Below are 778 nucleotides of genomic sequence, written 5' to 3' on the forward strand. Positions count from 1 at the left end.
AAAAGAAGGAAACAATGTTGTTGTAACCTATAAAGATGGTTCTAAAGATACAAAACCATTGACTGATTTTGCACGTACGAATGTTGCACCGACAGTAGAGATTCCATATTCAGATCCAGCTCCAAACAAAAAAGAAATTTATCTTTATACTGGAGAAGAAGCTGACGTTGATATTACCTTTAACGATGATTCTGGAAAAATTAAATCCGCTTCATTGAAAAAAGGTGGAAATATTGCCTTAAATAATATTGATGGGAACCCAGAAAAACAAGATAACGAATGGGGTTACACTGTAACAGCAATTAATTCTGAAACTCCTACACCAGCAAAAATTAAAGTTACTGGACAAGTTTCTGGTATTGCTGAAAATAGACTTCCAAAAACAGAAAACGACTCTTTAGAGCTTGTAACACGTTTTGCAACAGCAACAGATACAGATGGTGCAGAGATTTCTAATAATGCAACAAAAACTAAAAATAATGGAGAAATAGTTGGTACATACCTTACTGACCCAGGTGCAGTAACTTTCGTATTAAAAGCACAAACTAAGAAATATGATATCAAAACTCCAGCAGAAACAGATAAACTAGCCGTATCAGATGCTAACAACGTCACTAACGAAGAATTTGACAAAATTAAAAAGAAAGTTAAAGTTGAATATTCTCAAAACAATCCAGATGCACGTTTGGCTGACAAAAAAGGTCAAGAAGTAGAAGATGCTTCAAAAGTTGTTGATAAAGTAGAAAAAGAAGGAAACAATGTTGTTGTAACCTATAAA

At 33.5% G+C, this 778-nt stretch carries 1 protein-coding gene; it reads left to right on the forward strand.

Annotated features, from left to right (window positions below; translation table 11 throughout):
• A partial coding sequence (locus HMPREF2987_RS10930; RefSeq protein WP_180364487.1) for a hypothetical protein occupies positions 1–778 on the forward strand: 778 nt, incomplete at both ends.

The organism is Streptococcus sp. HMSC067H01 (assembly GCF_001814775.1).
Lineage (GTDB): Bacteria > Bacillota > Bacilli > Lactobacillales > Streptococcaceae > Streptococcus.